Raw genomic sequence first — 26,053 nt, forward strand, 5'->3', positions numbered from 1 at the left:
TTCGTACCGCATCGGCGACTTCACACCGAGGCCGGGGTGGGCCCCACGGGCGGCCGATCACGCCCCCGACGACACCGGGGAGTCCATGCTGTCGCCCACGGAACCCTCCGTGGCGGACTCCGGTATGGCCCGGTCGTGGCGCAGCGCCGTCCAGACCTGCTTCGACGCCTTCGGCAGCGGCTTGACGCGTCCGGCGTCCCGGGCGTCGTAGGTGACCGGCATCGTCACCATGTCCATGCGTCCGGGGCTGATGCCCCGCAGTTCCTTGGCCAGGCCGAGCAGCTTGTCGGCGGAGGCCAGGTCGGAGTCCGCGCTGATGGTCTTGGTCGCGGTGTCCGCCAGGGAGTACGACTTCGTGGGGTCGCTGAGCGGGTCGAGGGTCTCGGCGCGGTGGATCAGCGCCTTGATGAACGTCTGCTGGAGCTGGATGCGGCCCAGGTCGCTGCCGTCACCCACACCGTGCCGGGTGCGCACGAGCGCGAGGGCCTGCTTGCCCTTCAGCGTGTGCTTGCCGGCGGTCAGGGACAGACCGCTGTTGGGGTCTTCGATGGCCTTGCGGGTGGTGATGTCCACGCCGCCGAGCTCGTCGATGAGCTTCTGGAAGCCCTTGAAGTCGACTTCGAGGTAGTGGTCCATGCGGACGCCCGACATCTTCTCGACCGTCTTCACGGTGCACGCGGGGCCGCCCACCTGGTAGGACGAGTTGAACATGGCCTGCTGCGCGCCCGGCGTACTGCCGCCGTGCGGCTGCGCGCACTGGGGACGCTGGACCATCGTGTCGCGCGGGATGCTGACGACCGAGGCCTTCTTGTGGGTCTTGTCGACGTGCAGGACCATCGCCGTGTCGGCTCGCGCGCCGCTGACGCCGCGGCCGTACTGGCCGTGGGTGCCCGCCCGCGAGTCGGATCCCAGCAGGAGGATGTTCATCGATCCGTCCCGCTGCTGCGCGGGCCGGTCGTGCCCGAGGGCGGCGTCGACGTCCGTGCCCTCGATGTTGCCGTTGAGGTGGTGCCAGCCGTAGGCCACGCCACCGCCACCGAGGGCGACTGCCCCCAGGGCGCCCCACGCGACGTAGCGCAGGGCCTTCTTTCGGGGCTTGCGGCGGGAGCGGCGTACTCGCGGGGGCCCGTATTCGGGCACCGCGGGTCCGTGACCGGGCGCCGTTGGCCCGTGGTGGTCCTCGCTCCCGTTTCCGTGCCTCTCGTGCGGCATGCGCTGTCTTCCTCCGTGCGCCGGCGGCTCAGTACGCGGAGTCGACGTTGTCGATCGAGCCGTACTTGTCGGCGGCGTAGTTCGCGGCGGCGGTGATGTTGGCGACCGGGTCGGTCAGGCTGTTCGCGGTGCCCTCGACGTGGTAGGCGTCGAAGGTGGGCTGGATGACCTGGAGCAGACCCTTGGACGGGGTGCCGTTCTGCGCGTTGACGTCCCAGCCGTTCTGGGCGTTCGGGTCGCCGGCGGACTCACGCATGATGTTGCGGTGCAGGCCCTCGTAGGAGCCGGGGATGCCCTTCTCCTTCATGATGCCGAGGGCCTCCTTGATCCAGCCGTCGAGGTTGTCGGGGTGGTCCTTCTTGGCCGCCGCGGCGGCCTTGGTGACCTCGGCCGCCTGGGTCGTCGACGCGTTCGCCTTGGTCGGCTCGGCGGCGTGGGCGGAGGTGGGGACCAGCGAAAGAGCCGCGGCCGCGGCGCCGGCAGTGACGATGCCCGAGACGGAGAACTTACGAAGTCGGGCGGTACGGGTCGGCGTGACGGTAGTGGCCATGTGAGTGCTACTCCTCGGTGCTCTACGTGGATGGGGCTCGGTGCGTCGGGCGGATTCACCCGGTGCGATGTCCGCTGCCCCGGAACTTCAGCAAGAGTTAGCGGCGCTCTGGGGGGTGCGCAAGCATGTGACGTACTACCCCGTTACGAAGAGCTTCTCGGCCGGAAGTAGGACAAACGGCCCCGGGCCCGGCGCCCCGCCCGCCAGGCCTACTACCGCCCTTAGCATGTGACGTAGCCCCTATGGGTGGGCTCACAGCCAGGGCCCCGTTTTTGGGCTTTTCCGGGCGGGCAGCCGAGGCTGCGGGCGATGCGCCGACGGCGGGGCCGCGTCAGCCGCGCTCGCGGAGATACGTGTCCAGCAGCGCCGCACCGGTCAGCATGGCCCGGCCACGGGTGGACAGCCGGCCGCGCCAGTCGCTCAGCATGGCCTCAAGGGGCTCAAGGCCCCCGGCCGCCCGTACCTGCGCGATCAGCGGGGCGATCTGCTCCAGGAGGTAGCCGCCGCGCCTGAGCTGGTGGGTCAGACGGGCGTCGCGCACGGCGGCATCGTCGTACACCCGGTAGCCGGTCAACGGATCGCGGCGCGGGTGCACGAGCCCCGCGTGCTCCCACTTCCGCAGCGTCGCGGGCTGGACGCCCAGACTCTCCGCCAGCGGCCCGATGAACGTGCCCCGGGGGCGGGAGTGCGGCAGGTCCGGCCCGTCGGCCGTGGTGGGGGCGAGGTCGCGGAGGGCACTCTCCACGGCCTGGAGTGTCCGCCGGTCGTCGAGGAGCTGGGCGTGGCTCTCGTCGATGAGGCGGAACGCCTCGTCCGCCGCGCCCCGGTTCACGGCCCGCATGACCGACGCCGCCGTCCCGTGACCGTGGCCGGGCACCATGGCGAGGAACGCGTCCAGGGCCCGAGCGTGCAGCGGGGTATAGGTGCGGTAGCCGTGCTCCGTGCGGTCGGCGGCCGGGAGGATGCCGGCCTCCTCGTAGTTCCTGACCGCCTGGGTGGACAGGCCGTGTCCGCGCGCGAGGTCGATCGGCCTGAGCCGCCCACTGCTTTTAAGGTTCTTCGCCACGAGGCCGACGATAGCGCGGGCGTCGCGCCGAAAGTCTCAAATGCTGGGTCAGCGATACCGTTGAGAGGCATGGCCACCGACACCGAAGCCGCCACACCGCCCGCCCGTGAAGCCGCCGCGCCTGCTCGCGAAGCCGCCACCGTCATGAAGCTGCTCCCGGCCCCGGCGCGGCTGCTCACCCTCCACGAGCCCACAGACTCCGAGGACACCTCGCTCACACGGCGCAACGACCTCTTCCGGCGCCTCGTCGCTCAGGAAGGCCTGCGCACGATCGCGGTCGAGAGTGACTGCGTACGAGGAACCGTCGTCGACGACTACGTCACCGCGGGCACGGGCACCCTCGACGAGGCCATGGAGTACGGGTTCGGCCACGGCTCCGGCGCCCCCGAGGCCGACCGCGAACTCCTCCGCTGGATGCGCGCCCACAACGAACGCCGCCCGGCGGCTGACCGGCTGCGCTTCGCGGGTATCGGCGCCCCGCTGGAGAACACCGGCGCCACGAGCCCCCGGCAGGCCCTCACCGCCCTGCACGGCCATCTCACGGCCCGGATGGACGCGGACCTGCTCCCCTGTACGGCGGCGCGGCTCGACCGGCTGCTCGGCGCGGACGGCCGGTGGACCGACCCCGCCGCCCTGGCGGACCCGGCACGGTCGGTCGGGCAGTCCGCCGACGCCATGGAGCTGCGGATGCTCGCCGATGACCTGGAGGCACTGCTCGACGCGTGCCCGCCGCACCCCGCCGACGCGGGCGCGCGGGACGACTGGGACCGTGCGCGCCTGTACGCGCGCACCGCCACCGGCCTGCTGCGCCGCCACTACTGGATGGCCGACACATCGCCGGGCCGCATGACGCGGCTGGCGGGCCTGTGCGACCAGATGCGGGCCGCCGACCTGCTGGCCCTCGCCGAACGCGGCCCGGCGCTGGTGTACGCGCACAACCGCCCTCTGCGCGCTCCGCGGCGGGGGACGCCCACGATGCGGATGAGCGACCTGCCCCTTGGCTGGTGGAGCGCCGGCGCGATGGTGGGCGCCTGCCTCGGCGAGGAGTAGGCGGTCGGTCGCGCGGAGCCCTTCGGGGTGCCCACCCGGTCGGCCTTGCCTAGCCTGGAGGCCTCGGGGCTGTCACGGAGGTATTCCTATGCCCCGCCCCGTCTGGTCCGGCGCGATCAGCTTCGGTCTGGTGACCATCCCGATCAAGGTGTTGCCCGCGACCGAGAAGCACAGCATCCGCTTCCACCAGTACCACCTGGAGGACATGGCGCGGGTGCGCACGAAGAAGATCTGCGAGCTGGACGGGAAAGAGGTCACGAGCGCCGAGATCGGCAAGGGTTTCGAGGTCGACAGGGACACCATCGTCGAGATCAGCGACGAGGAGCTCGACGACATGCCGCTGCCCACCGCCAAGGCGATCGAGATCACCGCGTTCGTGCCCTACGAGTCCATCGACCCGGTCAGGATCGGCGAGGGCTATTACCTCCAGGGCGACGGCCAGGTGGCCGCCAAGCCGTACACCCTGCTGCGCAAGGCGCTCGAACGCAGCAGCAAGGCCGCGGTGGCGAAGTTCGCCTGGCACGGCAGGGAACGGCTCGGGCTGCTCCGCGTGCAGGACGAGGTGATCGTCCTGCACGCCATGAAGTGGGACGACGAGGTGCGCAGCCCGGAGACCCTGGCACCCAAGGAGGTCGAACTCGACGAGGCCGAGATCGACCGGGCCGTGCTCCTCATCGACTCGATGACCGCCGACGGCATCGAGGGGCAGGAGTGGGCCACCGACCGCTACACCGCCGCCCTGGAGGAGGTCATCGCGGCGAAGGCCGAGGGCAAGCAGCCGCCCGCGGTGGCGGAGAAGGAGGAGTCCGGCGGGAAGGTCGTGGACCTCATGGCCGCGCTCCAGCAGTCCGTACAACAGGCGCAGGCCTCCCGGGGGGAGGACGGCGGGGACAGCGGGGACGGCCGGGACGCGACCGTCCATGACATGCCCGCGAAGCGCGCCGCCAAGAAGTCGGCCGCGAAGAAGACGGCGGCGGCCAAGAAGTCGACGTCGAAGCGGACGGCCACGGCCAAGAAGACGACGGCCAAGAAGCGCGGCGCTTGAGACGGCGCTTGAGACGGCGCTTGAGACTTCCCTGCCCGCGCCTATGCGGGGCGGCGCACCATGAACACATCCACGGCGTCCTCCGCCTCGACCGCGAACCCGTGCCGCTCGTACAGCCTCCGCGCCGGACTTCCCCGCAGAACGTTCAGGCGTACGAGGACTCCGTCGCGGTCGCACCGCGCCAGCAGCTCGCGCAGCACGGCCGAGCCGACGCCGCTGCCCTGGAGGGGCGGGGCGAGGTAGAAGTGCTCCAGCCAGTGGGCGTCCTCGGCGGGGCGCAAAGCCACGCAGCCGGCGAACGCGTCGCCCACTTCGATCACCCACGTGTGGGCCGGGTCGAAGCCGTCCCGCAGCCGCTGCCGCACCCGCCGGGGGTCGTACCGCCCGAGCCGTTCCAGATCCGCGCGCAGTACGACGGCCCGCAGCTCCGCCACCGCCTCGGCGTCCGCGGCCGACGCCGGGCGCATCTTCCGGTCCACCATGATCACTACGCTATCGCGGCTCTCAGGCGTGGTCGGGCGCGGTGACGGAGATCAGGTGGTCGACCACATGGCGAAGGCTGCCGCCGTGGTGGTACGCGGCGCGCTGCCGCTCGGCGCCGTTGCCGCGGGCCAGCAGCAGCGTGAGCCCGCGGCCCACCAGGTCGAGGTCGCCGTGCCGGTGCAGGGCCGGGCGGATCAGGTCCAGGAGGCGTCGAGCCAGGTCGGCGGCGGGCACCGGCCGGGCGGTGGACAGGTCGATGCCGTGCCCCGTGAGCCCGTCGCGCGCCGCCCGCCAGCAGGCCGCTCGCAGCAGCTCCGGGGCCGGCCGCGGCGCGGGCCGCCCGGCGGCGACGGCGTCCCGGGCGTCGGCGGCGAGTGCTCTGACGACAGCCGCGAGCAGGAGCGTGTCGTCGATGGTCTGGGCGGCGTCGGCGACCCGGACCTCCAGCGTGGGGACGTGGTGGGAGGGTCTGATGTCCCAGTACAGGCCGCCCCGGTCCATGACGGCACCGCTCGTGGTCAGGTCACCGACGAGGTTCTCGAAGTGGGCCGGTGACGCGAAGTAGGGCGGCGGCCCCGCGGCGGGCCAGCGCGCCCACGCCATGGTCCGCCAACTGGCGTACCCGGTGCTGCGGCCCGCCCAGTAGGGGGAGTTGGCCGACAGGGAGATCAGCACGGGGAGCCAGGGCCGCAGGTGGTTGCTGAGCAGCAGAGCCTGCGCGGGATCTCGTACGCCGATGTGCACGTGGCAGGCGCACGCGCTCTGCTCGTCGTCCAGCGCGCGGAACCTCTCGACGCTCCGCGCGTAACGGGCGCCTTCGGTGATGGGCGGAGGAAGCGGCGGCGCCAGGACGGGGGAGCCGCTGGAGATGATGCGTACCCCCGTGCCGACGCGCGGAGCCTGCCACGACGGTACGCAGGAAACGGAGCTGCTCGCCGAGGCCCGCGAGGCCGGTGTGGGGATCGCTGCGCACCTCCACCTGGAAGCGGGTGAGTTCGGTCGTCACGTTCGGCCCGAGCAGGGCTGCCGCGTCGGCGACGACCTCCCTGGCCTTCGGGCTGACCTGTCGGGTGACCGGATCGACGAGGAGGTACTCCTCCTCCACACCCACGGTGAGTGGTTCCGGATCTTCCGCGGCGGCGCGGACATCGGCTTCACTGGCCATGGTGTGCACGGTGTCACGGAACGTCACGCGAGGGCAGAGGGCCTGCCGAGCCACCCTTCGATCCCGGAGCGGGCGCCGTGCCCCGTACCCGCGACTGCCCGCGTTCGGGTCGCCTTCGGGTCGCGTGCGGGTCCCCTTCGGGTCGCGGAGCGTCCGGTGGCGTCGTAGACCTGGAGTCATGAGCGAGGACAAGACGTCGTGGCATCCGGGCGAGATCGTGCCCGACAGCGGAATCTACGAGTGCGTCTGCGGTGGGGAACACCACTGGAGCACCGACGTGAAGGGACACCGGTTCCCTCCGCTGCCCTCGAACTGCTCCGGCGAGTACTGGACGATCAAGGCCCAGGCCCACCCTGACGACGATCAGTCCTGACCGGCACACACGCCCCGGCGGCCCCCGAGACCGCGCTCATCGGACGCGGTTATCGGACGCGGTCATAGACGAGGGCCAGCGTGCCGTGCTCGCCCGCCGCTTGACCGGTGAGCGTCCACTTCCCCTCGGGTATGCCGTCCTCGAAGAGACGCGGCCCGCTGCCGAGGAAGACGGGGAAGACGGTGAGCGCGAGCCGGTCGACCTGGTCGGCCGTCAGCAGCGCCTTGATGACGCTAGCGCTGGAGAGCACGAGGATGTCACCTCCCTCGGTGGCCCGGAGATCCGCGACCACCTCGGCGGTCGGCTTGTCGACGACGGCGGTGCGCTCCCACGGGGCCGTGCCGAGTGTGGAGGAGAGCACCACCTTGTCGGTGCCGACGAGCCACTTCGCGAAGCCCTCGTCACGCGGGTCGGCCCCTTCCATGCCGATGACAGTGGGCCAGAAGGCGAGGAACCCCTCGGCGTTGACCCGCCCGAGCAGCGCCGTGGTGGCAGGCTCCCAGAGGTCGGCCAGGTGATCGCGGGCGACATCGGTGTGGGCGTACGGCAACACCCAGCTCATGTCCAGCGGGTCGTCCGGCTTGGCGTAGCGGCCGTCGAGGGAGAGGCTCATGTTGGTGACGACTCTGCGGCTGGTGAACTGTTCGGTCATGGCGTGCTCCTCGTATCAATCAGTTGCGTCAGTTGCGTCAGTTGCGTCAGTTGCGTCAGTTGCGTCAGGCCGCTCGTGTGCCAGGCGTGTCAGCAGTTGCGTCGGTCCGTCGCCGTCGTCTCAGTCAGCCGCGTCAGTCGGCCGCGTCAGTCAGTCGGCCTTGCGGCTCCGCTGCGAGGGTCGCCGTGAGTTTGTCGAGGCTCTGGCCGAAGCCGATCTCGATGCCGGCGACGAAGTCCGCGGAGTCGACGGCGCTGTCGGTCACCCGGAAGTGCACATCGAGGTCGGTGCCGGTGTCGGTGGGCCGGAGGGCGAGGTCGACATGGGAGGTGAAGGCGGTGCCGCCGTCGGGGAGTGCCGGGGAGAGCCGGTAGGCGAGGTGCTCGCCGGGGCGTGCGTCGTCCACGACGCCCTCCGCGCGCCCGGCGACCGCGTCGGAGCCGTCGGTGTCCTCGGCGTCGCGGTACTCCAGGACGATCCGCCCGCCCGGCCGCGCGTCGAAGACCAACTCGGAGACGCGGAGGTCGTCGGGCGTCCACCAGTGGCCGAGCAGCGAGGCCTCGGTCAGGTGCCGCCACACCAGCTCGGGCCGCCCCGCCAGCGAACGGCGGAAGCTGAAGGAGCGGCCGTCGGCCCACCCGGGCGCGGTCGCCGCCTGCCACTCCACCTGGAGACCGGCTCCGTACCGATCGAAGGTCGCGCGTGGGCCGTCCACCCGCTCGGCGGTGTCGGCGAGCAGGGTCAGCGCGGCCGCCAGGTCACGCAGGGCGGCGGACCGGAGCGCGTAGATGTTGCGCTGGCCGGTGCGCTGCGAGGTGACGACGCCCGCGCGTTCGAGAGTCTGCAGATGCTTGGTCGTCTGGGGTTGGCGCGCCTCGGCGAGCCGCGCGAGGACGCCGACCGGGCGGGGGCGCTCGGCCAGCAGGCTCACGAGCCGCCAGCGGACCGGGTCGGCGAGTGCGGAGAGGAGTGCGTCCATGCCCACCAGTATTCTCCGAGCAGAATATTCGTGTCAAGGAATATCTCGTCGCTGTTTTGGCCGTGCGCCTGAGCAGGGCCCTCGGCCCGGGTGATCTTCGGTTTCCGAGCGCACGCGCGCGGTACTTGCGTGAGGTGTCTCAGGCGGGGTCGGCTCGGACGAGGAGTGAGTGATGGCTACGACGACAGGGACGGCGGCCCGTGGCGGGCCGCGTACCGACATGGGCTGTCTGCGCCTGCCGGGAATTCTCCTGGGCGTGGGGCTCGGCGGCTTCGTCGACGGGATTCTGCTGCACCAGCTCCTGCGCTGGCACCACATGCTGACCAGCACCGACACTGACCGGATCGGCGTGAAGTACTACCCGGCGAACACCGTGCAGGGCCTGCAGATGAACACGCTCTGGGACGGGGTCTTCCACGCCGTCTGCTGGCTGGCGGTCCTGCTCGGCCTCGCGTCGCTGTACGCGCGCGTGACGCGCGGCCGACGTCGGGTGTGGTCCTCGGGCAAGCTGTGGGGCTGGATCCTGGTCGGCTGGGGCGTGTTCAACCTCGTCGAGGGCATCCTGGACCACCACATCCTGGGCATCCACCATGTCTACGCCGGACCCCAGCAGATCTGGTGGGACCTGGGCTTCCTGCTGCTCGGCGCCCTCTTCGTGGCGGCCGGCTGGGCAGTCCAGAGCCGAGCCCGTGCCTTCGACCCCGAAACCGGCACGGCCTCGGCGGCCGGGCCGTCATGACCGGTCACGGGCCGCACGAACACCACCAGCAGTCCGCGCTGCCCTGGGAGCCCGTACTCATCTCGCTGGTCCTTTTGACGGTGGCGGTCGGCTACGTGGTTCTCACGGTTCGCGCGCGGCGCGCGAACCCGCGGGCGGGCTGGAGCCCTTGGCGCACCGGCCTCTTCCTGACCGGCACGGCCCTGCTCGCCCTCGCCCTGCTGCCGCCCCTGGCCACCGCCGCGCACGGAGACTTCCGCGGCCACATGCTTCAGCACCTGCTGATCGGCATGTACGCCCCGCTCGCGCTGATGCTGGGAGCACCGGTCACGCTGCTGCTGCGCACCCTCCCCGTGGCGCACGCGCGCGTACTCACCAGGATGTCGCGCAGCCACCCGGCCCGGCTGATCGCCAACCCGTTCACCGCGCTGCTCCTGAGCGTGGGAACGCTGCCGCTGCTGTACTGCACTCCGCTGTACGACGCCTCGACGGGCAACGAAGCCCTGCACTGGCTGCTGCATCTGCACTTCCTGCTGTCGGGATGCCTGTTCGTCTGGGTGATCGCGGGCCCTGACCCGGCACCCACACGGCCCGGAGTCCCGGCGCGGCTGGTGGTCCTCGGCGTGGCCATCGCGGTGCACGCGACGCTCTCGCAGGCGATGTACGCCGGGTTCCTCATCGACATCCACGCGCCCGTGGCGCAGGTCCGGGCCGGCGCGGAGGCGATGTACTACGGCGGTGACATCGCCGAACTCCTGCTCGCCGCCGCGCTGGTGGCCACCTGGCGCCCCACGAGGAAGCCGGCGAGCCCCGCCAGGAACACGGCGAGCCCGGCCAGGAACCCGGCGAGCCCGGCCAGGGCCGCGGTGAGCCCTGTCCGGCCTCCCGCGAGCGGCGTGCGCCTGGCGCCCTCCCCGGATTCTGGTATGGCGGGTGAAACGTCGGGCGCCCCGCCGTTCACGACGCGGCGAGAGGGGAACAGTGGGTTCCATGCGCGCACTCGTCATTAACTGCACCCTCAAGCCCTCCCCTCAGCCGTCGAACACGGAGGCCCTCGCCGATACCGTCATCACCGCGCTCAAGGGGCACGGGGTGCGGGTGGACGTCGTACGGGCCGTCGACCTCAACCTCAAGCCCGGGGTCCAGACCGACATGGGCGAGGGCGACGACTGGCCCGCCGTCCACGAGAAGGTGCTTGCCTCACAGATCCTGATCATGGCCTCGCCCACCTGGCTCGGCCGTCCGTCCTCGGTCGCCCAGCGCGTCCTCGAGCGCCTCGACGCGATGCTCGGCGAGACGGACGACGAAGAGCGCCCCGTCGCCTACAACCGGGTGGCCGGAGTCCTGGTCACCGGGAACGAGGACGGCGCCCACCACGTCATCAGCGAGATCAACGGCGCGCTCGTCGATGTCGGCTTCACGGTGCCCGGCCAGTCGTGGACCTACTGGCACCTCGGTCCTGGGCCCGGCCCCGACTACCTCGACGACCAGCGCGGGCACGACTGGGCGGCCTCCACAGGACGGGCCATGGCCTCCAACCTCGTCCACGCGGCACGGGCCCTCGAAGCGATGCCCCTGCCTGCCCCGCCTTCCTGACCTCCGCCCGCCGGTACCGCCACGGAAGTGATCCCGCCATGAACGACGCCAAGCCCCTCGCCCTGGTCACGGGCGCGTCCAGCGGTATCGGCCTCGAACTGGCCGTGCTGCTGGCCGAACGCGGCCACGACCTGATCGTCAATTCCGAGGACGACGCACGGCTGCGGCAAGCGGCCCAGCGCATCCGCGCGGCAGGGGCCGCCGTGGAGACGGTACGGGCGGATCTGCGCGACCACGACGGGACGGAGTCGCTCTACGCGGCCGTCGTCGCGACGGGCCGGCCCCTGGACGTCGCGGTCCTCAACGCGGGCGTGGGGCAGGGCGGCCCCTTCGCGGAGACCGACCTCGCGGACGAACTGGAGATCGTCGACCTCAACGTCCGCTCCACCGTGCACCTCGCCAAATACGTCGTCAGGGACATGGCCGCCCGCGACGAAGGGCGCATCCTGGTCACGTCCTCCATCGCGTCGATGATGCCCGGCTCGTTCCAGGCCGTGTACAACGCGTCGAAGTCGTTCCTCCAGTCCTTCGTCCAGGCGCTTCAGAACGAACTCAAGGACACCGGCATCACGCTGACGTCGCTGATGCCCGGCCCCACCGAGACCGACTTCTTCCACCGCGCCGACATGGACGACACCCGCGTCGGCCGGCAGGACAAGGACGACCCCGCCCAGGTCGCACGGCAGGGCCTCGACGCCCTCTTCGCGGGCAAGGACAAACTCGTCGCGGGCTCCGCCAGGACCAAGGCGCAGGGTCTGGCCGACAAAGTGCTCCCCGACAAGCTCAAGGGCGAGCTCCACCGCAAGATGGCCGAACCCGGCTCCGGCGAGGAGAAGTGACCGGCGGACGCACCGTCCGTCCGCCGCTTTCCCTGTGAAACCAAACCGCTGGGCTTCGGCCACCCCGGAAGAGACGCCCATTTGCCATGTCTGACCTTCGGTCGGTGTGGGCAGGAATGATGGGTACGGGCGCAGTCGACGCCCGGCTTCCCCGGTCCCCGGAGGCGATGGTGAGACCCGACGCGCGAGCGTGGCAGCGAAACAGACCCCTCCGGCCGGCGGCCACGGCCGAGCAGTCCGATGACGGCACCCCGCATCCCGGGCGAGCGGTGAGCCCGTACGCCACGCGTCTCGGACCATCGGCGAGCCTCGCACCCGCGACCTGACTCTCTCCCCGGGCCGATCGAGCCCGGACCGGTCGTACGAGCTTCTCCGGACCGGTCGTACGCGTTCCCTCCGGACCGGTCGTACGAGCTTTCTCCGGACCGGTCGACGAGCCTTCTCCGGGCCCGTCGTACGACCGTCTGCGGAGCATCCCGCGGCCGCGCCCCTCCGCCGGGGCGACGGCCACTGCTGTTCAGCGGGCGTGCGGGGACCGCCCGCGCGGTCGTGTCCACGTCGAAGGAGGCAATTCCATGGCCCGAGTGGTGACCGATGACGAGCAGGCGGCGCAACGCCGCGTCGGCGGGATCGTGCGGACGTCGAGCATTCTGACGGGGGGAGGCCTCGCGATGTGGCGCGACTACCCGGCGGGGGAGTGGGAGACGTCGGCCGCGGAGCTGTCGCGGGACCTGGACACCCTCAAGGTGCCCCACCGGATCGTCGTCGCCTTCCGCCCGCCCCGGGGCCGCGAGGCGGGACGCCGCAAGGGCCAGGAGGTCCGCGTCCCCTTCCCCGAGCTCACCAAGCTGGTGCGCTGGGTACCCCTGCTCCAGCAACTGCTCGACGAGCTCCCCGCCGAGTCGCCCGGCTTCACCTTCGCCTACTGCGAGGCGCGGCCCACCGGCCCGGCGATGATGAGCCTCTCCTCCCTGGCGGCCGAGTGGCCGACCTGGACGACGAGACAGGCCGAGCTGATGGGCCTGCTGTGCGCCCGGTGCGGCTTCGACCTGCGTACCCGCGGGGCCACGCAGCGGCTCGCGTACGACGTCGAGGGTGAGCCGATGCTGCCCCGGCTGGTGTGCGGCGTGTGCTGTGGCGACGGCCAGGCCGCGCTGGACGGCCTGACGGCGCTCGGCGAACCGTCATGAAGCCACCCACCGGCACGTGAAGGGGCGAGAAGAGGAGAGAAGGGCGAGGAGAGGAGAGAAGGGGCGCGAAAGGGCTGCTCAGGAGCGAGTGAGGATGACGAGTCGCTGTGTCGCCCGAGTCATCGCGACATAGCGGTCGACCGCCCCTTCGATGCCCTCGCCGAACGACTCCGGGTCGACGAGGACGACTAGGTCGAACTCCAGCCCCTTCGCCAGTTCCGGGGTCAGTGACCGGACGCGTGACGTGGCGCGGAACGTGGGATCGCCGATGACGCAGGCGACCCCGTCCGCGTGCGAGATGAGCCACGAGTCGAGGACCGAGTCCAGTTCGGCGACGGACCCGTGGACGACGGGAAGGCCACTGCTGCGGATGGAGGTCGGCACGTTCGCGTCCGGGAGCGCGCCGCGGATGACCGGCTCGGCCTCCGCCATGACCTCCTCGGGCGTACGGTAATTGACACTCAGGGAAGCCACCTCGATCCGGTCGATGCCGATCCGTTCGAGCCGTTCCCGCCAGGACTCGGTGAACCCGTGCCTGGCCTGGGCGCGGTCCCCGACGATGGTGAAGCTGCGGGACGGGCACCGGAGCAGCAGCATCTGCCACTCCGCGTCGGTCAGTTCCTGCGCCTCGTCCACGACGACGTGCGCGAACGGGCCCGCCAGGGGCTCCGGCGCGGCGGTGGGCAGCGCGCTCTCGTCGATCAGGCTGTCCTGGAGATCCCGCCCGCGCAGCATGGTCACCGCGCCCTCACCGTCGGCGTCGGCGGCGACCATGTTGTCGATGACCCCGGCCATGCGCTCGCGTTCGGCGGCGACCGAGGCGTCGCGCCTGCGCCTGCGCAGCGAGGCCTCCGGGTCACCGAGACGCTGCCGTGCCGCGTCCAGGAGCGGCAGGTCCGCCACCGTCCAGGCCTGGGCGTCCTCGCGCCGCAGCTTCCGCACCTCCTCGGGGCTCAGCCAGGGGGCACACATGCGCAGATACGCGGGTACCGACCACAGATCGCCGACCAGGTCGGCCGCTTCGAGCAGCGGCCACGCGCGGTAGAGGGCCGTCACCAACTCCCTGTTGTGCAGGAAGGACTTGCGGAGCAGCGCGGCCGACGCGCCACCGCCGTACTCGCCCGGACCGTCGTACTCGCCCTGCCCGCCGTACTCACCCGGGCCGTCGCCCGGACCGTCCTCGTCCAGGTCGTGCTTGTCCAGCAGGATCGTGACCAGCTCCTCCCAGATCTGGTCGCGTGCCTCGTTGTGCGGAGTGCCGGGCTCCGCCGCCGCGAACGCCTCGGCCCAGTCACCGGCGCTCAACCAGACGTCGGACCAAGGGGTAGTGACCGACATCCCCTCCGTCGGCGGGTCCTCGTAGAACCTGACGGCCTTCTCGATGGCCCCCACCATGTCCGCGGACGACTTCAGGCGAGCCACCTCCGGGTCGCTCTCCACCGCGGCTTCCGCCCCCTCGGCGACCAGGTCGCGCAAGGTGCAGGTCCGCACGCCCTCCTCGCCGAGGCTGGGCAGGACGTCGGCGACGTACGCGAGGTAGGGCTGGTGCGGACCGACGAACAGCACGCCGCCCCTGCGGTGACCCGCGAGGCGGGGGTCGGAGTAGAGCAGGTAGGCGGAGCGGTGCAGGGCCACGACGGTCTTGCCCGTACCGGGACCGCCGTCGACCACGAGGGCGCCGCGGGAACTCGCGCGTACGACGGCGTCCTGGTCGGCCTGAATGGTGGACAGCACGTCCCGCATCCGGGCCGAGCGGTTCGTGCCAAGGCTGGCGACGAAGGCCGACTGGTCGTCGAGCGCGGCGTGCCCTTCGAGGCCGTCGGCGGTGAACACCTCGTCCCAGTAGTCGCTGATCCGGCCGTTGGCCCAGCGGTACCTGCGGCGGCTGGCCAGACCCATCGGGTTGGCGTGGGTGGCGGCGAAGAAGGGCTCGGCCGCGGGGGAACGCCAGTCGAGCAGCAGCCGGTGGCCCGTGCTGTCGGTGAGGCCGAGCCGGCCGATGTACACGGGCGCGGAGCCGTCCGCGCCGACGACCCGGCCGAGGCACAGGTCGAGCCCGAAGCGGCGCAGGGCGCGCAGGCGGTTGGTCAGCCGGTGGATCTCCAGGTCCCGCTCCAGCGCCTCACGGCCCAGGCCGCCGGGTGCCCTCCGTTCGGCGTCGAGGCGGTCGGACAGCTCCGCGATCGCCTGCTCCAGGCTCCGCGCGATGGCCTCGAAGTGCCGCTCGTCGTCGGCGATGAGCCGCGGGTCGGCCTTGGCGGTGAGGGTGTCGGCGAGGTCGAAGGCGCTGGTGGTCAGTGGGGGCATACGCAGTTGGTCTCCCGTTTCCGCAGGTCGTGGCTGAGGTGAGCGATTGTGCGGCACGGTGGGGGCCTTGCCGCAAGCCCCCCACCGCGCTATAACTTGAAAGTGGCAAGAGGTGGGCACCCCCTCTTGCCTTTCTCTTTTGCCTCTTTCTTCGCGCCCTTCCGCGTCCCCGCCTAGGGTCGTCTCTTGTGACTGAAACCGCCTCGCACTTGAAGACGACTGCCGCTGCCTACGACGCCCTCGCCGTCGTCTACTCCGGACTCAACCGCGACGACCTCGACTGTCCCTCCGTGGACCGCGCGGTGCTCGCCGCGTTCGCCGAGCTCGCGCGGATATCGGGGCCCGGGCCGGTCGCGGAGCTGGGCTGCGGTCCGGGCCCGGTGACCGCGCATCTGCGGAAGCTGGGCCTCGACGTCTTCGGGATCGACCTGTCACCCGTGATGATCGACATCGCCCGGAAGACCCATCCCGAGCTGCGGTTCGAGGTCGGCTCCATGGACGCCCTCGACCTGGCCGACGGGTCGCTGAGCGGCGTCGTGTCGTGGTACTCGGTGATCCACGCTCCGGCCGAGGACGTGCGCTCCTACTTCGCGGAGTTCCGCCGGGTGCTCGCACCCGGCGGTCACCTCGTCCTCGCGTTCTTCGAATCGGAGGGCGAACCGCTCACCGCCTTCGACCACAAGGTGACCACGGCCTACCGGTGGCCCATCGACAGCATGGCGGCGCTTGCGGGCGAGGCCGGGTTCACCGAAGTGGGACGGATGCTGCGCGAGCCGTGGGAGGGTGAGCGGTTCCGCAGGGGGCATCTGCTGATGCGGGCGGGTGAGTGACCCGGCTGAACCGGGTGGGTGAGTGACCCGGCTGAACCGGGTGGGTGAGTGACCCGGCTGAACCGGGTAGGTGAGTGATTCGGCTGATCCCGCTGGGTGAGTGACGGACGGTCAGTCGTTTCCGTTCTCGCGGCGCGCGGCCCACACGGTGCGTTCCGTGCGGGCCGCCAGGTCGGTGCGGCGCAGGACGCTGTGCGGTCCTTCGGTGTCGAGGAGCTGGTCGAGGGTGTTCAGGTCCTCCGCGGAGAGCGCGTCGGCTGCGCTGTCGCGCAGGCGGCGCAGGGTGTTGAGTGCGTAGCGGCCGACCGCCTCGTCGCGGGAGCCGTCGATGTGCACGGCGATGGTGCGTTCGCCCTCGACGGTGAAACCGGCCCCGGTCAGTCTGGGGCCCCAGTCGGCGCCACGGTGAGACACGTGCTCGGCGTGGTGGTGTGCCAGGGCGGCGTGGCAGCGCTCCTCCAGACCGGGCCGGGCCTCCGGCGCGTTCTCCGGCAGGAAGCGGGGGAAGCCGGCCAGCTCGACGACGGCGAACAGGCCGCCAGGGGCGAGCAGTTCGTGGACCTGGCGCAGCGTCCGGTCGGGCTCCGCCATGTGATGCAGTGACGCCGAGGCCCACACCAGCTCCGGCGTCCCGAGGTCGGGCCACCCGGCGTCCAGATCGGCCTGGACGGTGCGTACGCGGTCGTCCACCCCCTGCGCGCACGCCTTCTCCCGCAGTCGGTGCAGGTGCTCGGCCGAGGAGTCGACGGCGGTGACCCGGGCCTCGGGCCAGCGGGCCAGCAGGGCGAAGGTGCCGGTTCCGGTCCCGCAGCCCAGGTCGACGATGTGCCGGGGGTCGGTCTCGACCGGCAGCCATGCGGTGATGTCCGCGATGTGCTCGGCGAGGACTTCCGCGTCCAGATCGAGCAGCTCGGCCTGGTTGCCCGCGCCGTCGGGCCGGGCCGTGCGGAGCGAGGCGTCACCGTGCGCGGAGTGCGCCGTGTGCGGGTGCCGGTGCGTGTTCGTGTGCGGGTGCGAGTCCGTGTGCGGATGCGGATGCGGATGCGGGGAAGCGTGGTTCATGGCGCCACGCTAGGTCGGCGATGCGCCGAAGTGGCGGGGCCTTCCCGGATGCGCAAGACAATGACGCGCTGAGCTGCCGTACGCGCAAGAATCCCTTGACCTGCGTGGCCCACAAAGGGGCCCTGGTTCGGAAAGGGGCCTGGTTCGGAAAGGGGCCCGCGAGGCCTGCCGCTTCAGCGACCGGCCTCGGGGACGGCCGGTGCGCGTTCCTGGTGGCTGCGCCGGGCGTCGCGGTCGAAGATGCCGAGGATCTCGCACGGCCCGCCTTCGGCGCCGATGGCGTGCGGCAGCATCGTGGGGAACTCGGCGGCCTGGTTGGTCTCTACGCGCAGCCGCCGGTTGCCGAGGAGCAGGACCGCGGTGCCGGACAGTACGACCAGCCACTCGCGGCCGGGGTGCGCGCGCATGCGTGCGGAACTCGTGGGCGGCGGCTCGGTCATGCGCTGCCGTACGACAGTCATGCCCGGCTCCGCCTTGATGGGCCAGCGCATCAGCCCGTGCGCCCCGTCGATCATCGGGCTGGTGACGACGTCGTCGCTGGGGGTCTCCACGAGCTGGTCGAGCGAGGTGTCCAGGGCGCGCGCGAGCGTGACGAGCTGGTCGAGGGCGAGGCGCCGCTGACCGTTCTCGATGCGGGAGAGCGTGGACTGGCTGACGTTCGCGCGGGACGCCAGCTCCTCCAGGGACCAGCCCTGGGCCACCCGCAGCGCGCGGATCCTCTTGCGCACCAGACTGTCCAGCTCTCCATCGCTTTGCGTCATGGGCAACACTGTATGTCTACGGCGCAATATCCAACGTCTACGACGCAACGTCTGCGACGCAATGTCCACGGCCGCCCGTCACCGCCCGGTCAACGGCGCGCCCGCAGCCCGTCGACGAGCAGCCCGAGTCCGAACTCGAAGAGGCGGTCGAAGTCACCGCTGGTGAGAGCGGGCAGCGTGGCGCCGAGGTGCGGGTAGGTGCCCGCCGTCACCGCGTCCCGCAGCAGTCCGGGATCGACCGGCCGGTCCTCGCCGGGGTGCAGCGCGGCCTGTTCCTCCAGGGTGTGGCCCACGGTGAAGTTCGCCAACGTGTAGAGCGCCCGTGCCGCGTCGTCGTCCTCGAAACCCGCATCGCGCAGGAGGCCGACGACGGTGTCCGCGTAACCGAGGATGTTCGCCCCCGTCGCGTGGGTGCCCGCGAACACGCGCGCACCGTCGCGGTGGGCGAGCAGGGCCGTGCGCATGGCCCGTGCGAGGTCGGTCAGCCGCTCTCCCCAGTCACTCCCGCCGCCTTCGGCGGCCGCTTTCGTGACGCCCTCCATCATCCGCTCCGCCATGGCCGTGAGCAGGTCCTGCTTGGTCGCGAAGTAGCGGTACAGCGCGCCTGCCCGTACGTCCAGCGCGTCGGCGAGCCGCCGCATGGTCAGCGCGTCGAGTCCCGACCGGTCCAGCAGGTCGAGGGCGGTGTGCAGGGCGCGGTCGCGGTTGAGCCGCGGTGGGCGGCCCCTGGTCGGGGTTGACGAGGAGGTCATGCGTCTCACTATAGTGAACATCGTTCATGTGAACGTCGTTCACTAATGAGGGAGACTCCGATGGATGCCGACGTGATCGTCGTGGGTGCGGGACCGACGGGCCTCATGCTGGGCTGCGAGCTGGCACTGGCCGGTGTGCGGACCCGGATACTTGAGCGCAGGGCGAGGCCGCAGCGGGACTCCCGGGCGCTGAGCCTGCACCCGCGCAGCGTGGAGCTGATGGACCAGCGGGGGCTGCTCGACCGGTTCCTGCCGCTCGGCCGGAAGGTGCCCGGCTGGCACTTCGCGCAGCTCCCCACCCGGCTGGACTTCTCGGCGCTCGACTCGCGGCACAACTACACGCTGTTCCTCGCCCAGGCACACACCGAGGCGCTGCTCGCGGAGCGGGCTCGCGAGCTGGGCGTGGAGGTCCTGCGCGAACGCGAGGTGACCGGGCTGAGCCAGGACGCCGACGGGATCGAGGCCGAGGTGCGCGGCCCCGCGGGCACCGCGACCGTACGCGCGCGGTACGCGGTCGGCTGCGACGGCGGGCGCAGCGTGGTGCGCCGGGCCGCGGCCATCGGCTTCCCGGGTACGGACGAGACCCTCACCGGCGTGCTGGGTGACTTCGCGGCCATGGACACCGGCCCCGCGGCCCTGGCCGCCGCCCGCGAGCACGGCGTCCTTGTGGCGCCGCTGGAGGGCGGCCTGACCCGCCTAGTGTTCCTGGACCCGGAGCGGATGAGGGTGCCGGCCGCCGAGCCGGTGACCCTGGAGGAGTTCCGCGCCTCGCTGACCCGGCTCTGCGGCTCCGACCTCGGTGTCGCAGGGCCCCGCTGGCTCTCCCGCTTCGGCAACGCCACGCGGCTCGCGGAGAGTTACCGCGCGGGACGCCTCCTGCTGGCGGGCGACGCCGCCCACATCCACTTCCCCGCGGCGGGCCAGGGTCTCAACACCGGGCTCCAGGACGCCATGAACCTCGGCTGGAAGCTGGCCGCCGAAGTCAACGGCTGGGCGCCGGCCGGGCTCCTCGACAGCTACGACGTCGAACGCCGCCCGGTCGGCCGCGCGGTCACCGAGAACACCGAGGTGCAGACACTCCTCGCCGAGCTGGCGCTCATGGAGCGGTACCGGCGCCCGGCGGCGGCCCTGCGGAGCCTCTTCGACGGGCTCCTGCGGATGGCGGAGGTCAACCGCACGCTCGCCGCGCAGGTCTCCGCGCTCGGCACCGCCTACCCTGCCACGACACCCGGTGCCGACCCCCTGGTGGGCGGACGGATGCCCGACATCGCGTTGAGCGCGGCCGACTCGACGGCTCGGAGGGTCTACGGCCTGCTCCACGGCGGCCGGTTCGTGCACCTCGATCTCACCGGCGAGGCGGACGCCGCCGCGGCCGTCGCCCCTCAATGGGGCCGGCGCGTGACCGCCCCCGGCATCACCGAGTACGAGGGGCGCGCGGATCTGGACGGGGTGCGCGAGATCCTCGTACGCCCCGATGGGCACGTCGCCTGGGCCACGCGCCACTCCGACCCCCGCACGCGCGGCGAAGAGCGGCGCGCCGCGCTGACGGCCTGGATGGGAGAACCCGTCTGAAACAGCCTGGCCGGTTTTCGCCTTGTGGGAAGCGGGGGCCCCATTTCGCACTTCGGTAAGGTTAGGCTAACCTCCACCTCGTGCAAGAAGGTGAAGAGACCGCAGCGGCCCCGCGCCGCCCCCAGGGTCATGAACTCAACGCCACGGGCGTCACCGTGGCCTACGAAGGCGTCGACGTCGTCCATGACGCCTCCATGACCCTGCGGCCGGGCGAGGTGACCGTGCTCGTGGGCCCCAACGGCAGCGGCAAGTCGACGCTGCTGCGCACGATCGCAAGGCTGCAGAGGCCCCGTACCGCCGAACTCGTCATCGACGGCGGCACCGACGGCCTCGCGCTGAGCCCCCGTGAGTTCTCCCGCCACGTCGCCCTGCTCACCCAGGGACGCCCCACACCCGGCGGCCTGACCGTACGGGACGTCGTGGAATTCGGCCGCTACCCCTACCGCGGCCGATGGGGCAAGGCCGACCCGGACGGGCGGACCGCGGTGGACCGCGCGCTCGCCATGACCGGCGTCGCCGAACTCGCCGGACGCGGGGCCGAACACCTCTCCGGAGGCCAGCTCCAGCGCGTCTGGCTCGCAAGCTGCCTCGCCCAGGAGACGGGCGTGCTCCTCCTCGACGAGCCGACGACCTATCTGGACCTCCGCTATCAGGTCGAACTCCTCGACCTGATGCGGGACCTGGCGGACGATCACGGCATCGCCGTCGGCGCCGTCCTGCACGACCTCGACCAGGCCGCGGCCATAGCCGACCGCATCTTCCTGCTCGACACGGGCCGCGTCATCGCGGACGGCGGCCCCGAAGACGTACTGACACCCCAGCGGCTGACCGACACCTACGGAATCCGCATCGAGGTCGAGAACGACCCGCTCACCGGCCGGCTGCGCACGCGCGCCATCGGCCGTCACCACTCGCGAAGCGAAAGGCTCAGCACCACCTCATGAGACGCCTCCTGATCACCGCGGCGGCCGCCACCGCCGCGGCCCTCACCCTGTCCGCATGCGGAACCACCGAGCCCGCCGCCGACGACGACGCCAAGAGCGATGCCAAGGCCATCATCCTCACCGACGGCACCGGCACGAAGGTGAAGCTCGACGGGCCCGCCAAGAAGGTCGTCGGCACCGAGTGGAACGCCGTCGAGAGCCTGCTGTCCCTCGGCGTCGAGCCGACCGGCGTCGCCGACGTCAAGGGCTACAAGACCTGGGACACCGCAGCCCCGCTGAAGAACGACCCCAAGGACGTCGGCACGCGCGGCGAGCCCAGCATGGACACCGTCGCGTCCCTGAAGCCCGACCTCATCGTCGCGACGACCGACCTGCCCGCCGCCGCCGTGAAGCAGCTGCGCAAGATCGCCCCGGTCCTGAACCTGCGGCCCTCCGACACCTCCGACCCCATCGGTCAGATGACGGAGAACCTGGACCTCCTCGCGAAGGCCACCGGCACCACCGAACAGGCCACGAAGGTCAAGAAGGACTTCGAGGCGAAGCTCGCCGACGGCAAGAAGAAGCTCGCCGCCGCCGGTCTCGCCGGCGCGAAGTACGCCTTCGCCGACGGCTACGTCACCGGCAACCAGACCTCGATCCGGCCGTACACCAGCGGCTCGCTGATCGGCGCGGTCAACGAGAAGCTCGGCCTGAAGAACGACTGGTCGGTCAAGGGCGACAAGGCCTACGGCCTCGGCTCCACCGACGTCGAGGGCCTCACCGAGCTCGACGACGACGTGCGGTTCGCCTACATCGGCAACGACGGCGACAAGAACAGCAACCCGTTCGCCGGCGCCCTGTCCAAGGACAAGATCTGGACCTCGCTGCCGTTCGTGAAGAAGGACCACGTGCACCGGCTGGCCGACGGCACCTGGATGTTCGGCGGCCCCGCGTCGATGAGCCAGTACGTCGACTCCGTCGTCAAGGCCCTCAAGAAGTAACTGGCACTGAAGAAACAAGGCGCCGAAGGAACAACGCCATGGCCGTCACCGCAACCACCCCCGCCACCCGTCCGCCGGCAGCCCTGTCCCGCACGGGCGCGGCCGCGGTGACGGCCGCACTGGTCCTCGTCGTCGCCGTCCTCGCCGTCGTCGACATCACCCAGGGCACGGCCTCGGCCGGCGCCCCCGAGGTGTGGAAGGCGCTCACCGGGCAGGCCGACCGGACCGACGCCTCCGTCGTCGTCGCGTCCCGGCTGCCGAGAATGACCGCGGGGCTGCTCGTCGGCGCCGTACTCGGCATGGCGGGCGCCGCCCTCCAGGCCATCAGCCGCAATGTTCTCGCCTCGCCCGACACCCTCGCCGTCAACGCGGGCTCCTACGTCGCCCTCACCCTGGTGGCCGCCACCGGAGTCTCGCTGCCGCTGTTCGTCTCGTCCGGCGTCGCGTTCGTCGGCGGCCTCGCCGCCGCGGCCGTCGTCCTCGGCCTCTCCGGACTCGGCGCGGGCACCGTCCGGCTCGTCCTCGCGGGCAGCGCCCTCACCCTCGGGCTCACCGCCGTCACGGAGGGGCTGCTCCTGCTGTTCCCCCAGGAGACCGAGGGCCTCTACAAGTGGAACCAGGGCAGCATCGCGCAGAACGGCTTCGACGGCGTTCTGCAGATGGTGCCGATCGGCGTCGTCGCCCTCGTCGGCCTGCTGCTCCTGGCGCGCCGGGTCGACGCCCTGGCACTCGGCGACGACGCCGCACGCGGGGTCGGCGTGCCCGTGCGCTCCACCCGCGTCACCGCCGTCGTGCTCGCCGCCCTGCTCTCCACCGCCGCCGTCAGCCTCGCCGGACCCATCGGCTTCGTCGGACTGTGCGCCCCGGCCCTCGTCCGCGGACTCGCCCGCAAGTTCCACGGCTTCACCAAGTCGCGGGCGAGCCTGCCGTTCGCGGGACTCACCGGCGCGTGCCTGGTGCTCGGCTCCGATGTGCTGCTGCGCGCCCTCGTGCCGTCGGACACCGCGGTCGCCGTGCCGACCGGCGTCGTCACCAGCCTGGTCGGCGCTCTCTTCCTGGTCGCGATGGCCGCACGGGTCAAGGACACCGGCGGAGCCGTCCCTGTCGACCGGCTGCGCATCCGCAGCCGCACCGTCTTCCTCGTCACCACGGCCGTGCTCGTCGTCGTCCTCGTCGGCCTGACGATCGCCGCCGTGCTCATCGGCGACAGCAAGCTGCTCCTGGGCGACGTGGTCAACTGGGCGCAGGGGCGGGCGGGGCAGACCGTCACCTTCGTGCTCGACACCCGGATGCCGCGCGTCCTGGCCGCCCTCCTCGCGGGCGGGGCCCTCGCGCTCGCCGGGACGCTCATCCAGGCCGTCACCCGCAACCCCCTGGCCGAGCCGGGCGTCCTCGGCGTGACCAACGGCGCCGCGGCGGGCGCCGTACTGATGGTCACGACCGTGCCCCTTGCCGGGACGTGGAGCGTGTCCGCGGGTGCCTTCGCGGGCGCCGCGGTCAGCGCCGTCATCGTCTTCGGTCTGGCCGCGCGGGGCGGCTTCCGGCAGAACCGGCTCGTCCTCGTCGGGTTCGGCGTGGCCACCGGGGCCGCCGCCCTGGTCAGCCTGCTGATCATCCTCACCGACCCGTTCAACGCGACGAAAGCCCTCACCTGGCTCTCCGGCTCCACCTACGGGCGGACCCTGCCCGACGTGGTGCCCCTCGCGATCGTCCTCGCCGTGGGTCTGGTCATCGCGGTCGCGCGGCGCACCGAACTCGACCTCGTCTCCCTCGACGAGGACACCCCGCGGCTGCTCGGCCTCAATCTGGGCCGCGGACGCCTCGGCTTCCTCGTCCTCAGCGTGCTGCTGAGCGCCACCGCGGTGGCCGCCGCGGGAACCATCGGCTTCGTCGGCCTGGTGGCACCGCACGCCGCCAGGGCCCTCGTGGGCCGGCAGCACACCCGTATCGTGCCGGTCTCCGTGCTGCTCGGGGCCATCCTCGTCTGCACGGCCGACCTGGTGGGCCGCACCGTGATCGCACCGTCCCAGCTCGGAGCGGGACTCATGACGGCCGTCATCGGCACGCCCTACTTCCTGTACCTGCTGGTGCGCAGCCGCCGGTAGTCCGCCGCTATACGGGCGCCGGGGTGGCCGCGGGAGCGGCGAAGAGCCGGAGCAGCCTCGCCACCTCTGCGGCCATCGCCCCGCGCCCCCGGCTCACATAGCGCCGGGGGTCGACGACATCGGGACCGGCGTCGAGCACCTCGCGCACGGCCGCGGTGAAGACCGCGTTGAGATGCGTCGAGATGTTGACCTTGCGGATGCCGGCGGCCGCCGCCGCGGCCAGCGTCGCGTCGTCCGCCCCCGACGAACCGTGCAGGACCAGCGGCACCGGCACCGCGGCACGCAACTCCCGTACGAGATCCAGGTCGAGGCGGGCCGTGCGCTCGGTCATGTGGTGCGAGGTGCCGACGGCCACCGCGAGGGCGTCCACGCCGGTGTCCGCCACGAACCGGGCGGCCTCGCCGGGGTCCGTGCGCACCCCGGGCGCGTGCGCGCCGTCCTTGCCGCCGATCTCGCCCAGCTCGGCCTCCAGGAACACGCCGTGCTCCCGGCAGTGGCGGGCGATTCGGCGGGTGTGGGCGACGTTCTCCCGCCAGGGCAGGGCGGCACCGTCGTACATCACGGAGGTGAAGCCGAGGGCGACTGCCTCCTCGATCAGGTCGGGGCTGGTGGCGTGGTCGAGGTGGAGGGCGGCGGGCACGCACGTGGCGTCGAGGGCGGTACGGGCGGCTGCCGCGAGCGGGCCGAGCGAGCCGTGGTGGGCGACGGCGTTCTCGCTGATCTGCACGATCACCGGCAGCCGTTCCCGCTCGGCTCCGATGAGGATGGCCTCCAGTTGCTCGATGAGGGCGACGTTGAAGGCGCCCACCGCCGCGGAGGTGCTGTGAAGCATGTCGTAAGGGCTGACCAGAGGCATGGCTTTGAGTTCCGGGGGGTCGGGCGGCCGACCGGACGGTGCCGGTCGGCCGGGTTCGGTCACAAGGGGTGGGTGAGGTCAGGTGAGGACGACGGACCGCGTCAGGTGGGCGGGGCGGTCGGGGTCGCGCCCCGCGTCCTCGGCGAGCCGCACGGCCAGGCGCTGGGCGAGGACGAGCTCCGCGAGCGGGTCGAGGCTCGGCCGGCGCAGGTACGCTCCCGTGGCCTCGATCCGCTCCGCCAGCTCCGCGGGAAGCGGGGACAGGCTCCACACGGCCCGTCCGGGGCCCGCCACGGCGATGGGCCCGTGCCGGTACTCAGGGACGAGGTAGGACTCGGTCCAGTGGGCCGCGGCCTCGCGCACCTTCAGGGCGGCTTCGTGGGCGAGCCCCGCGTGCCAGCCGTCGCCGAGGAACGTGATCTGCTCGGCGCCGGCCAGCTCCGGATCGAGGGGCGCTGCCAGCGCGGTGACGACGTCGGCCCGTGCCCGCTCGACGGAGTGGCCCAAGTGGGCGAGGAGCAGGACCAGTTGGGTGGTCGGGTAGCGGGTCTGGACGACGGACCGCTCATCGGCCTCCTCCAGCGCGATCACGTCGTGCGCCACGCGGGCGGCCGGTGAGCCGGGCACCGCGGTGATCGTGGTGACACGTGTGGCGGCATCGGCCCCGGCGAGCGCGGTGAGGATCTCGGTGGTGGTGCCGGAGCGGGTCAGGGCGATGACGCGGTCGTAGCGGCGGTGCAGCCGGGCCGCGGACGCGGGGAAGGCGTCGGTGGGCCCGTGCCCGGCGTCCTCGCGCAGGTGGGCGTAGGCCTGGGCCATGAAGAGGGAGGTGCCGCAGCCGATGACGGCGACGCTCTCGCCCTTCGCGGGCAGCGCCGGGGCGACGTCGGGCAGCAGGCCGAGCACGTTCTCCCAGCACTGCGGCTGGGTGGCGATTTCCTGGCTCGTGAGGGACATGAGGGTGTG

Annotated in this window: 25 protein-coding genes and 2 pseudogenes; 13 read left to right on the forward strand and 14 right to left on the reverse strand. The window is 71.8% G+C overall.

Features of this window, described 5'->3' with window-relative positions:
* Window positions 1–57: 57 nt before the first annotated feature.
* The 3 genes from ACZ6JY_RS10680 to ACZ6JY_RS10690 form a co-directional block, all read right to left on the reverse strand.
* Window positions 58–1,212, reverse strand: coding sequence for an LCP family protein (locus tag ACZ6JY_RS10680; protein WP_469194379.1), 1,155 nt, complete (start codon window positions 1,210–1,212; stop codon window positions 58–60).
* 28 nt (window positions 1,213–1,240) lie between these two features.
* The gene (locus tag ACZ6JY_RS10685; protein WP_469194381.1) at window positions 1,241–1,762 is read right to left on the reverse strand and encodes a transglycosylase SLT domain-containing protein; all 522 of its coding nucleotides are present in this window, start codon (window positions 1,760–1,762) and stop codon (window positions 1,241–1,243) included.
* A 331-nt stretch (window positions 1,763–2,093) separates the two neighbouring features.
* Window positions 2,094–2,828: a TioE family transcriptional regulator gene (locus tag ACZ6JY_RS10690; RefSeq protein WP_469194383.1), complete on the reverse strand. Its 735-nt coding sequence runs from the start codon at window positions 2,826–2,828 to the stop codon at window positions 2,094–2,096.
* A gap of 69 nt (window positions 2,829–2,897) precedes the next feature.
* On the opposite strand from ACZ6JY_RS10690, the pseudogene ACZ6JY_RS10695 reads away from it, so the two are divergent.
* Both ACZ6JY_RS10695 and ku read left to right on the forward strand, forming a co-directional pair.
* A pseudogene (locus ACZ6JY_RS10695) lies at window positions 2,898–3,875 on the forward strand (erythromycin esterase family protein); the annotation flags it as partial.
* 91 nt (window positions 3,876–3,966) lie between these two features.
* Window positions 3,967–4,923 (forward strand): non-homologous end joining protein Ku, encoded by a 957-nt coding sequence (ku, locus tag ACZ6JY_RS10700; protein ID WP_469194385.1) that lies wholly within the window; start codon window positions 3,967–3,969, stop codon window positions 4,921–4,923.
* A 41-nt stretch (window positions 4,924–4,964) separates the two neighbouring features.
* Here the strand turns inward: ku and ACZ6JY_RS10705 are convergent, their stop codons facing one another.
* The 3 genes and pseudogenes from ACZ6JY_RS10705 to ACZ6JY_RS10715 all read right to left on the reverse strand — a co-directional run.
* The gene (locus ACZ6JY_RS10705; protein ID WP_469194387.1) at window positions 4,965–5,405 is read right to left on the reverse strand and encodes a GNAT family N-acetyltransferase; all 441 of its coding nucleotides are present in this window, start codon (window positions 5,403–5,405) and stop codon (window positions 4,965–4,967) included.
* A 22-nt stretch (window positions 5,406–5,427) separates the two neighbouring features.
* Window positions 5,428–6,369, reverse strand: coding sequence for a carboxylate-amine ligase (locus tag ACZ6JY_RS10710; RefSeq protein ID WP_469195020.1), 942 nt, complete (start codon window positions 6,367–6,369; stop codon window positions 5,428–5,430).
* A pseudogene (locus ACZ6JY_RS10715) lies at window positions 6,347–6,751 on the reverse strand (hypothetical protein); the annotation flags it as partial. The pseudogene ACZ6JY_RS10715 and the gene ACZ6JY_RS10710, both read right to left, overlap by 23 nt.
* Here ACZ6JY_RS10715 and ACZ6JY_RS10720 point away from each other — a divergent pair.
* Window positions 6,750–6,944 carry a hypothetical protein gene (locus ACZ6JY_RS10720; RefSeq protein ID WP_469194388.1) on the forward strand — a complete coding sequence of 65 codons (195 nt, stop codon included), beginning with the start codon at window positions 6,750–6,752 and terminating at the stop codon, window positions 6,942–6,944. The pseudogene ACZ6JY_RS10715 and the gene ACZ6JY_RS10720 overlap by 2 nt on opposite strands.
* Window positions 6,945–6,993: 49 nt before the next feature.
* Here ACZ6JY_RS10720 and ACZ6JY_RS10725 read toward each other — a convergent pair whose 3' ends face one another.
* Complete coding sequence (locus ACZ6JY_RS10725) at window positions 6,994–7,596, reverse strand: dihydrofolate reductase family protein (protein ID WP_469194390.1); 603 nt, start codon at window positions 7,594–7,596, stop codon at window positions 6,994–6,996.
* Between the two features lie 133 nt (window positions 7,597–7,729).
* Window positions 7,730–8,575, reverse strand: coding sequence for a metalloregulator ArsR/SmtB family transcription factor (locus ACZ6JY_RS10730; RefSeq protein ID WP_469194392.1), 846 nt, complete (start codon window positions 8,573–8,575; stop codon window positions 7,730–7,732).
* A 172-nt stretch (window positions 8,576–8,747) separates the two neighbouring features.
* On the opposite strand from ACZ6JY_RS10730, the gene ACZ6JY_RS10735 reads away from it, so the two are divergent.
* From ACZ6JY_RS10735 to ACZ6JY_RS10755, 5 genes are all read left to right on the forward strand, one after another.
* Window positions 8,748–9,314, forward strand: a complete 567-nt coding sequence (locus ACZ6JY_RS10735; protein WP_469194394.1) for a DUF2243 domain-containing protein — start codon at window positions 8,748–8,750, stop codon at window positions 9,312–9,314.
* A complete protein-coding gene (locus ACZ6JY_RS10740) occupies window positions 9,311–10,303 on the forward strand; it encodes a cytochrome c oxidase assembly protein (protein ID WP_469194396.1) in 993 nt (330 codons plus the stop codon). Before ACZ6JY_RS10735 ends, ACZ6JY_RS10740 begins: the two co-directional genes overlap by 4 nt.
* On the forward strand, window positions 10,284–10,889 hold the full coding sequence (locus ACZ6JY_RS10745) for a flavodoxin family protein (RefSeq protein WP_469194398.1): 606 nt from the start codon (window positions 10,284–10,286) through the stop codon (window positions 10,887–10,889). The genes ACZ6JY_RS10740 and ACZ6JY_RS10745 overlap by 20 nt, the downstream gene beginning before the upstream one ends.
* A 38-nt stretch (window positions 10,890–10,927) precedes the next feature.
* A complete protein-coding gene (locus tag ACZ6JY_RS10750) occupies window positions 10,928–11,728 on the forward strand; it encodes an SDR family NAD(P)-dependent oxidoreductase (protein ID WP_469194400.1) in 801 nt (266 codons plus the stop codon).
* 575 nt (window positions 11,729–12,303) lie between these two features.
* Complete coding sequence (locus tag ACZ6JY_RS10755) at window positions 12,304–12,918, forward strand: hypothetical protein (protein ID WP_469194402.1); 615 nt, start codon at window positions 12,304–12,306, stop codon at window positions 12,916–12,918.
* A 78-nt stretch (window positions 12,919–12,996) separates the two neighbouring features.
* Here the strand turns inward: ACZ6JY_RS10755 and helR are convergent, their stop codons facing one another.
* Window positions 12,997–15,225 carry an RNA polymerase recycling motor ATPase HelR gene (gene helR, locus ACZ6JY_RS10760; RefSeq protein ID WP_469194404.1) on the reverse strand — a complete coding sequence of 743 codons (2,229 nt, stop codon included), beginning with the start codon at window positions 15,223–15,225 and terminating at the stop codon, window positions 12,997–12,999.
* A 188-nt stretch (window positions 15,226–15,413) separates the two neighbouring features.
* Here helR and ACZ6JY_RS10765 point away from each other — a divergent pair, with 188 nt between their 5' ends.
* Complete coding sequence (locus ACZ6JY_RS10765; protein WP_469194406.1) at window positions 15,414–16,055, forward strand: class I SAM-dependent DNA methyltransferase; 642 nt, start codon at window positions 15,414–15,416, stop codon at window positions 16,053–16,055.
* A gap of 111 nt (window positions 16,056–16,166) precedes the next feature.
* Here the strand turns inward: ACZ6JY_RS10765 and ACZ6JY_RS10770 are convergent, their stop codons facing one another.
* The 3 genes from ACZ6JY_RS10770 to ACZ6JY_RS10780 all read right to left on the reverse strand — a co-directional run bounded on the left by ACZ6JY_RS10770 (window position 16,167) and on the right by ACZ6JY_RS10780 (window position 18,630).
* Complete coding sequence (locus ACZ6JY_RS10770) at window positions 16,167–17,117, reverse strand: class I SAM-dependent methyltransferase (protein WP_469194408.1); 951 nt, start codon at window positions 17,115–17,117, stop codon at window positions 16,167–16,169.
* Between the two features lie 173 nt (window positions 17,118–17,290).
* Window positions 17,291–17,878 (reverse strand): helix-turn-helix domain-containing protein, encoded by a 588-nt coding sequence (locus tag ACZ6JY_RS10775; protein ID WP_469194410.1) that lies wholly within the window; start codon window positions 17,876–17,878, stop codon window positions 17,291–17,293.
* 89 nt (window positions 17,879–17,967) lie between these two features.
* Window positions 17,968–18,630, reverse strand: coding sequence for a TetR/AcrR family transcriptional regulator (locus tag ACZ6JY_RS10780; RefSeq protein ID WP_469194412.1), 663 nt, complete (start codon window positions 18,628–18,630; stop codon window positions 17,968–17,970).
* A gap of 60 nt (window positions 18,631–18,690) precedes the next feature.
* On the opposite strand from ACZ6JY_RS10780, the gene ACZ6JY_RS10785 reads away from it, so the two are divergent.
* The 4 genes from ACZ6JY_RS10785 (at window position 18,691) to ACZ6JY_RS10800 (ending at window position 24,231) form a co-directional block, all read left to right on the forward strand.
* A complete protein-coding gene (locus ACZ6JY_RS10785) occupies window positions 18,691–20,202 on the forward strand; it encodes a monooxygenase (protein WP_469194414.1) in 1,512 nt (503 codons plus the stop codon).
* Between the two features lie 80 nt (window positions 20,203–20,282).
* A complete protein-coding gene (locus ACZ6JY_RS10790; protein ID WP_469194416.1) occupies window positions 20,283–21,146 on the forward strand; it encodes an ABC transporter ATP-binding protein in 864 nt (287 codons plus the stop codon).
* Complete coding sequence (locus ACZ6JY_RS10795; RefSeq protein ID WP_469194418.1) at window positions 21,143–22,126, forward strand: iron-siderophore ABC transporter substrate-binding protein; 984 nt, start codon at window positions 21,143–21,145, stop codon at window positions 22,124–22,126. The genes ACZ6JY_RS10790 and ACZ6JY_RS10795 overlap by 4 nt, the downstream gene beginning before the upstream one ends.
* On the forward strand, window positions 22,057–24,231 hold the full coding sequence (locus tag ACZ6JY_RS10800; RefSeq protein ID WP_469195022.1) for an iron ABC transporter permease: 2,175 nt from the start codon (window positions 22,057–22,059) through the stop codon (window positions 24,229–24,231). The genes ACZ6JY_RS10795 and ACZ6JY_RS10800 overlap by 70 nt, the downstream gene beginning before the upstream one ends.
* 7 nt (window positions 24,232–24,238) lie before the next feature.
* Here ACZ6JY_RS10800 and ACZ6JY_RS10805 read toward each other — a convergent pair whose 3' ends face one another.
* Window positions 24,239–25,087 (reverse strand): class II fructose-bisphosphate aldolase, encoded by an 849-nt coding sequence (locus tag ACZ6JY_RS10805; RefSeq protein ID WP_469194420.1) that lies wholly within the window; start codon window positions 25,085–25,087, stop codon window positions 24,239–24,241.
* Window positions 25,088–25,165: 78 nt separating this feature from the next.
* The gene (locus ACZ6JY_RS10810) at window positions 25,166–26,044 is read right to left on the reverse strand and encodes an SIS domain-containing protein (RefSeq protein ID WP_469194422.1); all 879 of its coding nucleotides are present in this window, start codon (window positions 26,042–26,044) and stop codon (window positions 25,166–25,168) included.
* Between the last annotated feature and the right edge of the window lie 9 nt (window positions 26,045–26,053).

The sequence above is a fragment of the Streptomyces sp. NPDC046335 genome (assembly GCF_055587985.1).

Coding starts and splice junctions, on each gene's coding strand:
- ACZ6JY_RS10780 (WP_469194412.1), bottom strand. CDS start 18,630: ATGACCTCCTCGTCAACCCCGACCAGGGGCCGCCCACCGCGGCTCAAC.
- ACZ6JY_RS10720 (WP_469194388.1), top strand. CDS start 6,750: ATGAGCGAGGACAAGACGTCGTGGCATCCGGGCGAGATCGTGCCCGAC.
- ACZ6JY_RS10770 (WP_469194408.1), bottom strand. CDS start 17,117: ATGAACCACGCTTCCCCGCATCCGCATCCGCATCCGCACACGGACTCG.
- ACZ6JY_RS10745 (WP_469194398.1), top strand. CDS start 10,284: ATGCGCGCACTCGTCATTAACTGCACCCTCAAGCCCTCCCCTCAGCCG.
- ACZ6JY_RS10785 (WP_469194414.1), top strand. CDS start 18,691: ATGGATGCCGACGTGATCGTCGTGGGTGCGGGACCGACGGGCCTCATG.
- ACZ6JY_RS10805 (WP_469194420.1), bottom strand. CDS start 25,087: ATGCCTCTGGTCAGCCCTTACGACATGCTTCACAGCACCTCCGCGGCG.
- ACZ6JY_RS10795 (WP_469194418.1), top strand. CDS start 21,143: ATGAGACGCCTCCTGATCACCGCGGCGGCCGCCACCGCCGCGGCCCTC.
- ACZ6JY_RS10705 (WP_469194387.1), bottom strand. CDS start 5,405: ATGGTGGACCGGAAGATGCGCCCGGCGTCGGCCGCGGACGCCGAGGCG.
- helR (WP_469194404.1), bottom strand. CDS start 15,225: ATGCCCCCACTGACCACCAGCGCCTTCGACCTCGCCGACACCCTCACC.
- ACZ6JY_RS10725 (WP_469194390.1), bottom strand. CDS start 7,596: ATGACCGAACAGTTCACCAGCCGCAGAGTCGTCACCAACATGAGCCTC.
- ACZ6JY_RS10775 (WP_469194410.1), bottom strand. CDS start 17,878: ATGACGCAAAGCGATGGAGAGCTGGACAGTCTGGTGCGCAAGAGGATC.
- ACZ6JY_RS10810 (WP_469194422.1), bottom strand. CDS start 26,044: ATGTCCCTCACGAGCCAGGAAATCGCCACCCAGCCGCAGTGCTGGGAG.
- ACZ6JY_RS10730 (WP_469194392.1), bottom strand. CDS start 8,575: ATGGACGCACTCCTCTCCGCACTCGCCGACCCGGTCCGCTGGCGGCTC.
- ACZ6JY_RS10680 (WP_469194379.1), bottom strand. CDS start 1,212: ATGCCGCACGAGAGGCACGGAAACGGGAGCGAGGACCACCACGGGCCA.
- ACZ6JY_RS10685 (WP_469194381.1), bottom strand. CDS start 1,762: ATGGCCACTACCGTCACGCCGACCCGTACCGCCCGACTTCGTAAGTTC.
- ACZ6JY_RS10735 (WP_469194394.1), top strand. CDS start 8,748: ATGGCTACGACGACAGGGACGGCGGCCCGTGGCGGGCCGCGTACCGAC.
- ACZ6JY_RS10755 (WP_469194402.1), top strand. CDS start 12,304: ATGGCCCGAGTGGTGACCGATGACGAGCAGGCGGCGCAACGCCGCGTC.
- ACZ6JY_RS10740 (WP_469194396.1), top strand. CDS start 9,311: ATGACCGGTCACGGGCCGCACGAACACCACCAGCAGTCCGCGCTGCCC.
- ACZ6JY_RS10750 (WP_469194400.1), top strand. CDS start 10,928: ATGAACGACGCCAAGCCCCTCGCCCTGGTCACGGGCGCGTCCAGCGGT.
- ku (WP_469194385.1), top strand. CDS start 3,967: ATGCCCCGCCCCGTCTGGTCCGGCGCGATCAGCTTCGGTCTGGTGACC.